Source organism: Arthrobacter sp. Dra40, assembly GCF_059091905.1.
This window is the reverse complement of sequence record NZ_JBNHHB010000253.1, coordinates 1-6491: the sequence shown is the minus strand read 5'-3', so window position 1 is coordinate 6491 and position 6491 is coordinate 1. Positions and strand designations below refer to the sequence as shown.

Here is a 6491-nt window from a genome sequence, read left to right as displayed (position 1 = left end):
CGGACCATTGGACGGAGAAGATGGCGTTGGGCTGGACGCTGAGCGAGTCGATGATCAGGATCCCGCCGGCGGCACCGCAGCCGGCGGCCGAGACCAGGTAGACCAGGCGTTTGGACCAGGTGACGTCCACGCCGTTGGCGCGGGCGGCTGTCTCGTCGTCGCGCACGGCGGTCAGGGCCAGTCCGGTACGCCCGCGCATCAGCAGGTAGCAGCCCAGGATGGTCAGCGCTGCCAATGCCAGTGCGGTCCAGTAGGTCAGTGCGCCGCGCAGTACCGGGTCCATGCCGTTGAGCCCGGGCAGGGACATGCCGCTGGGTCCGCCCAAGGTGTCGAACCGGATGATGACCAGTCGGTAGACCTCGGCGATGACCCAGGTGCCCACTGCGAAGTAGTCGCCGCGCAGGCGGAAGGCGAGCCAGGACGTGGGGATGGCGAACACGGCGCAGGTGGCGGCGGCCAGCGGGAGGGCCAGGAACGGGTTGACGCCCATGTTGGCGAAGGCCAAAACCGTGTAGGCGCCGACGCCGACGAAGGCCTGTTGGCCCACCGAGACCATGCCGCCGAAGCCGGCGAGCAGGTTCCACATGCTGGCCATGATCAGCAGCACGAAGAAGGTGACCATGGAGCTGGTGGTCCCGGCAAAGGCGATGTAGGGCAGTGCGGCGAGCCCGATGACGGCCAGGGCCAGTACCCCGGCGCTGGCCTTGGACGCCCGTCCGGCGCGGGTGACCAGAGCACCTGTGAGCGAAGGGGTGGCAGCAGCGGCGGCTGGCCCCGGCGTCGTGCTGTGCTTGGTCGGCGTGGTGCGTGCCATGCTCACACCGTCCTTTGCGGGATCAGGCCCTGCGGCCGGAAAGCGAGCACGGCCAGGAAGACCAGGTGGCCGGCCAGGACGGTGAAGGATGGGTCCAGGTAGGCGGCGAATGCCTGGGTCAGGCCGAGGACGGCACCGCCGGCCAGGGTCCCCCAGAGCGAGCCGAGCCCGCCGATGACCACTGCCTCGAAGGCGAAGATCAGTTGCGCGGGTCCAATGGACGGGTCGAACGAGGAACGGGCGCCGGACATGATGCCGGCCAGTGCCACGGTGCCGAACGCGATGGCGGTGGCGATCGCGTAGAGGTGTTTGGAGTTCGCGCCCACGAGCGAAGCGGTGTCGGCGTCGTCGGAGACCGCGCGCATCATCCTGCCCGTCCGGGTGCGGGAGAGGAAGAGCTGTACGCCCACGATCACCACGACGGCCAGCACCAGTGTGAGCAGGCCCAGATGGGAGATGGAGAGCTGGTTGTTGAGGTGGAACGCGCCGGTGTTCAGGGCGCCCATGTCGATGGTGCGGGTGTCGGCGGAAAAGCCTTGGAGCAGCCCGTTCTGGATGATGATGGACAGCCCGAACGTCACCAGCAGGGTGGAGAGCGGGCCTGCCTTGAGGCTGCGGCTGAAGAGGGTGCGGTGGATGCCATAGCCGATCATGGCGTAGACCGGCAGCGTGACCAGGACGACGAGCCACAGCGGGAACACCGTGCTGCCGAGCAACACGAGGACCAGATAGGCGGCGATGACGGCCAGATCGCCGTGGGCCAGATTCACCATGCGCATGACGCCGAACATGATGGACAGGCCGGCGGCGAACAGGGCGTACAGGCCGCCGAGCATCAGCCCCTGCACCAGGGTATTGAGCAGATCCATGGGGTAGTCAGTTTCCTTCCGGGCCGCCGCCGGCATGGGCCAGACCAAAGTAGGCCTGTTCCACATGGGCGGGGGTGAGCTCTTGCGGGCTGCCGGTGAGCACGGTGCGGCCTTCGAGCAGGCAATGCACCAGGTCGGCGGCGGCCAGAGCCTGGGAGACGTCCTGCTCGACCAACAGCACCGCGGTGCCGCGCTCGACGATCCGCGGCAGCAGCGCGTACATCTGCTTCACCACGGCCGGTGCCAGACCCAGGGACAGTTCGTCGATCAGCAGCACCTTGGGGTTGGCCACCAGTGCCCGCCCGATGGCAACTGCCTGCTGCTGGCCGCCGGAGAGCGACGCGGCGTTCTGCCGGGCACGTTCGCGCATCCACGGGAACAGGTCCATCACCGCGTCCACGCTCCACGGGCCGGTATGGGCGCGGTAGGCGCCGGTTTCCAGGTTTTCCCGGACGGTCAGCGACTTGAACAGCCGCCGGCCTTCGGGTACCAGGGAGATGCCCTCGGCTACCCGGCGGTGCGCCGGTACGCGGGTGATGTCCTTGCCGTCAAGCCGGATGATGCCGGACGTGGGCAGGTGGGAGCCGGCAATGGCGCGCATCAGCGTGGACTTGCCGGCACCGTTGGCGCCGATCACGGCCACCGTGGCGCCCGGTTCCACGGAGAGGCTGAAGCCGCGGACGGCGTGCAACTGGCCGTGGTGGACGTCCAGGTTTTCGATCTCCAGCAGGGTCATCGACCTGCCTCCTCTTCAGGTGTGCCGGGGTCCGTGGCGCTGCTTCCCGAGGCCGGTGCCGCGCTGCCTATGGCGCTGCTTCCTGAGGCCGTCCCGCTGGCCGTGACGCTGCTGACGGGCCCTTCTCCCGGCAGGTCGACGGTCTCGGGGACCGACCCGAAATACAGTTCCAGCACCTGCGGATCGGCGAGCACTTCGGCCGGCGCGCCGTCGGCAATGAAGCGGCCGCCGGCGAGGCAAAGCAGGCGGTCCACGGACTTCACCAGGGCATGCACCACATGTTCAATCCAGACCACAGCCACGCCGCGCGCCTTTACCCGGCCGATCAGCTCAACCAGCTCGAGCACCTCGGGCTCGGTCAACCCGCCGGCCACCTCGTCCAGCAGCAACAACCTGGGCCCGGTTGCCAGACCCCGCGCCACTTCGAGCCGCTTGCGCTGCAACAGCGACAACGAGCCGGCGCGCTGGTTGGCCGCTGCCGCCAGCCCGCATTCGGCGAGCACATCGGCGGCCTGCTGCTGCGCGGTGCGGCCGTGCAGGCCCCCGCCCTGGGCAGCAGCGACCAGGACGTTTTCGAACACCGTCATTCCCTCGAAGGGCCGGGGCACCTGGTAGGTGCGGCCGATACCGGCCCGGCAGCGTTGGTGGGCCGGCCTGGTGGTGACATCTTCACCGTCAAAGGTGACCCGGCCGGCGTCGGGTTTCAGATCGCCGGAGACCATCGCGAACAGGGAGGTCTTGCCGGCACCGTTGGGGCCGACGATGCCCACGGCTTCGCCGTCCGCCACGGCCAGGTCAAGCGCTTCGGCCACCACCACCTGGCCGAAGCGCTTGTCCAGTCCGGACAGTTGGAGCAGAGGGGTCACGCGTTGGTCGCCTCCAAGTCGCCACCCACAGGAACGTCAGGGTTGGGGGTGTTGTCCACAATCGTGATGTCCCAGTCGAACTTGGTGCCCTTGCGCCACTGACCGCCAACGGGGTGCTGGATGGCAATGCCGGGCTCCGGTCCCTTGGTGAAGTCCAACGGGCCGGACATGCCCACAGTGTTCATGTTGCGCAGCTTGTCCGCCACGTCGTCGCGGTCCTTCGGGTCGCTGGCCTGCTTGAAACCTTCGACCGCGAGCTCGAACAGCGAGTAGACGGAGCCGAGGGCCTGGGTCCACTGGTTGCCGGTTTCCTGGGCAAAGCCGTCGGCCAGCTGCCTCGCGGTGGTGCCGTCCAACGAAGACTTGTACGGGTGGAACGGGCTCCACCAGATGTCGGTGGCGATGTTGTTGGAGAGCTTGCCCAGTGCCTCGGCCTCCGACGGGAACAGCATGACTTTGGCGACGGTGGCAAGCTTCGGCCGGAAGTCCTGCTGTGCGGCCTGCTTCCAAAAGGTCTGGAAATCCGGCGGAATCGGCGTGCAGGTGAACAGTTCGGCGTCGGCGCCCTTGAACTTGGAAATCTGCGAACTGAAGTCGCTGGCCCCGTTCTGGTACGCGCCGCCGTCGATCATTTTGAAGCCCTGTGCCTCGGCCAGCGGGGTCAGGCCCTTGCGGAAGGCATTGGCGTCGGTATCGTCCGGCCACAGGGCGGCAATGTTCTTGTTGGCCACATCCATCCGCTTCCACATCGGGACGAAGCAGTCGGCGAATTCCTGCATGCCGAAGAAGAACAGGGTGGTGTACTTGAAGCCCTTGCCGGAGACGCCGCTGCGGCCGTGGAACCAGGCCTCCCATGGGGCGATCGTGGTGATGTTCGGAATGCCGGACGCTTCGCACTGGTCCGCGACCGGGTTGGTGGTATCCGGTGTGCCGGAGCCCACCACAATGTCCACCTGGTCCTGCGTGATCAGTTCCTTGGTGACCGCGGTGGCGCGGGTGGAGTTGGACTGCGTGTCCTTGACGACTATTTCGATCTTCCGAGTAGACCCGCCAGCGGTGAACCCCTTGGCCAGCGCTTGCTGGACCTGCTTGACCACGTAGTTGTCGGCGCTGGCGAAGCTGGCCAGCGGGCCGGTTTGGGGGCTGACGAAGCCGACCTTCAGGACGTCGCTGGTGCCGCCGCCCGAACCTTTGAGGCCGCCGCAGGCCGAGAGCGTGGAGGCGCCGCCGATTGCGGCGGCGCTCAGGCCCAGGACCTTGAGCAGCTGGCGGCGGTCCATGCCGCCGACGATCGTGTTGGACATACCTGTCTCCTTTGACGCGCAGAACGTGAACGGGGGCGCCGGACACCGACCCGGCGTAGCCGTCAAATGAACACCAATAGCTGCTGAATGAACACCGACCTCACCAAGATATGGTGCACATCACCTTAGCGTCAAATGACTTGGATCACATTGGGGTCACGATATTGGGCGGCCGATTCGGCTGTGGTGCCGGCAGGCAAACGGGGCGCAACGCAGCTGCCCCACGGGTTTCAGTCGTTCTCGGACGCCGGAACTTCCTTGAGGGCCGTGGTCCGCGGAAAGGTGTGCACGATCCACAAGGTGCAGTCGCCGCCCTCGGCCTGCCAGCGGTGCGACTGGTCGGCGAGATACGTCACGTAGGTGCCGGCGTGGGCCAGTACTTCCTGCCCGATCGGGCCAAGGCGGATGGACCCGGTCCGGATGAACACGTGTTCCCGGGTGCCCGGACCGTGGGAGACGGAGAGCTGTACTTTGCCCTGATGGAAGGTCTTGGCATGGATTTCCACCGTCCCGGAGCCGACCAGCTGCCGGCGCAGCACATGGCCGACGGCAGCCTCGTCGGTGATTTCCTCGCCCTCGCCATCGAGCACGATTTCGACGGCGGGCGCCTGCGGCGGCGACAGCAGTTCGGTGACATGGATATCGAAGGTCTGGGCGATGGCTTGCAGCGTCTCGATGTTCGCGTTGGTTTGGCCCCGCTCCACTTTGAACAGGGTCCCCTTGGCGACGCCTGACTTTTCACCCAGCTGGGACAGAGACATCCCGTGCATGTCGCGCAGCCGGCGGACGTTGGCAGCCAGGTGCTCCAAGAGCTCACTCATGGAAACATTCTGCACTACGCATGAACGTGCCCCGCTAGCGGGGCACGCGGGTGCCCGGGCGGCGCAGGCGCCCCACAGCTAAGCGGTGGTGCCGATTTCCGCTTCCATGTCCGCAGTACTCAGGACCCGGCCGAAGAAGGTGCCGACGGCGTCCAGAGTCGCAGACTGCGCCGCTTCAGAACGGCCCCCGGTGGCATCCGCCAGGAACGCTACTTTGTAGTCGTTCATGTAGGCACTTCGCGCCGTCGACTCACAGCAGACCTCGGTCAGTGTGCCGGCGATGATCACCGTGTCCACCGCGTTCAGGCCACGGATGGTCGCCAGCACGCTCTTCAGCTGCGTGTTGTGGAACGCATCGTAGCGATGCTTGTCCAGCACATAGTCGTCGGCTTCCGGCTTGAGTTCCTCGACCACTTCCACGCCGCTGGTGCCGCGTCGCATCCCCACCGACTTCAGCCGTTGGTTGTAAGTCGTTTCCAGCGGGGACACATCGAACGACTCCAGGAGCACGTGACGGGTGTAAATGACCGGGATGCCTGCTTGGCGGCAGGCAGCCACGGCGGTGACCATTTCCGGCAGCCGTTTGCGGGCCATCGGCACTTCCATCGGGGCGCCGTCCAGCACGAAATCGTTCTGCATGTCGATCATGAGCAGTGCGGATCTGGCCGCATCAATTTTCCACATGGTGCCCCCTGGGTAAGCTCGGCCGGTTCGGGCGACCTGCCCTGCCGGACATGAGACCTAGGTTACATGCTCCGCCCGGCCTGAGGTCTGCGGCCGGCTAATCCTGTTCGTCCAGCTCCCGCTGGGCCGCGGCCGCAGCTTTCCGCGTCCGGTCCGCGGTCTTGGCGGCGGACACCAGATCCTCCTCGGCTGCTTCCGTCTTACGGTCCGTCGAGGTGATTTCCCGTTCCAGGTCCTCGATGCGCCGCTTCAGTTCGGCCAGCTCGCCCACCAGTTCATCCCGCCGGTTCTGCAGCTGGTCCAGCCGGTCCAAAACTTTTTGTTCCGTAGCCTCCGCGTCTTTTTTGCGCTGCTCCGCCTTGTCCAGCGCCGCCTTCGCCTGCCGGCGGCGCCGGTC

At 66.5% G+C, this 6491-nt stretch carries 8 protein-coding genes; all 8 read right to left on the bottom strand.

The genetic code is table 11. From position 1 onward, the window contains the following. The coding region (locus tag AC5RWT_RS33025; protein ID WP_494083898.1) for a branched-chain amino acid ABC transporter permease at positions 1–814 on the bottom strand (814 nt) is incomplete at its 3' end. 2 nt (positions 815–816) lie between these two features. Then, positions 817–1683: a branched-chain amino acid ABC transporter permease gene (locus AC5RWT_RS33020; protein ID WP_493966945.1), complete on the bottom strand. Its 867-nt coding sequence runs from the start codon at positions 1681–1683 to the stop codon at positions 817–819. A gap of 7 nt (positions 1684–1690) precedes the next feature. After that, positions 1691–2419, bottom strand: a complete 729-nt coding sequence (locus tag AC5RWT_RS33015) for an ABC transporter ATP-binding protein (protein WP_494083897.1) — start codon at positions 2417–2419, stop codon at positions 1691–1693. Then, on the bottom strand, positions 2416–3285 hold the full coding sequence (locus tag AC5RWT_RS33010; protein ID WP_494083896.1) for an ABC transporter ATP-binding protein: 870 nt from the start codon (positions 3283–3285) through the stop codon (positions 2416–2418). Before AC5RWT_RS33010 ends, AC5RWT_RS33015 begins: the two co-directional genes overlap by 4 nt. After that, positions 3282–4589: an ABC transporter substrate-binding protein gene (locus tag AC5RWT_RS33005; RefSeq protein WP_494083895.1), complete on the bottom strand. Its 1308-nt coding sequence runs from the start codon at positions 4587–4589 to the stop codon at positions 3282–3284. The genes AC5RWT_RS33010 and AC5RWT_RS33005 overlap by 4 nt, the downstream gene beginning before the upstream one ends. A gap of 230 nt (positions 4590–4819) precedes the next feature. Further along, complete coding sequence (locus AC5RWT_RS33000; protein WP_493966941.1) at positions 4820–5410, bottom strand: helix-turn-helix domain-containing protein; 591 nt, start codon at positions 5408–5410, stop codon at positions 4820–4822. Positions 5411–5488: 78 nt separating this feature from the next. Continuing rightward, positions 5489–6094, bottom strand: coding sequence for an isochorismatase family protein (locus tag AC5RWT_RS32995; protein WP_494083894.1), 606 nt, complete (start codon positions 6092–6094; stop codon positions 5489–5491). Positions 6095–6191: 97 nt separating this feature from the next. Further along, on the bottom strand, positions 6192–6491 hold a 300-nt coding region (locus AC5RWT_RS32990; RefSeq protein WP_494083893.1), incomplete at its 5' end, for a hypothetical protein.

Coding starts and splice junctions, on each gene's coding strand:
- AC5RWT_RS33015 (WP_494083897.1), bottom strand. CDS start 2,419: ATGACCCTGCTGGAGATCGAAAACCTGGACGTCCACCACGGCCAGTTG.
- AC5RWT_RS33000 (WP_493966941.1), bottom strand. CDS start 5,410: ATGAGTGAGCTCTTGGAGCACCTGGCTGCCAACGTCCGCCGGCTGCGC.
- AC5RWT_RS32995 (WP_494083894.1), bottom strand. CDS start 6,094: ATGTGGAAAATTGATGCGGCCAGATCCGCACTGCTCATGATCGACATG.
- AC5RWT_RS33005 (WP_494083895.1), bottom strand. CDS start 4,589: ATGTCCAACACGATCGTCGGCGGCATGGACCGCCGCCAGCTGCTCAAG.
- AC5RWT_RS33020 (WP_493966945.1), bottom strand. CDS start 1,683: ATGGATCTGCTCAATACCCTGGTGCAGGGGCTGATGCTCGGCGGCCTG.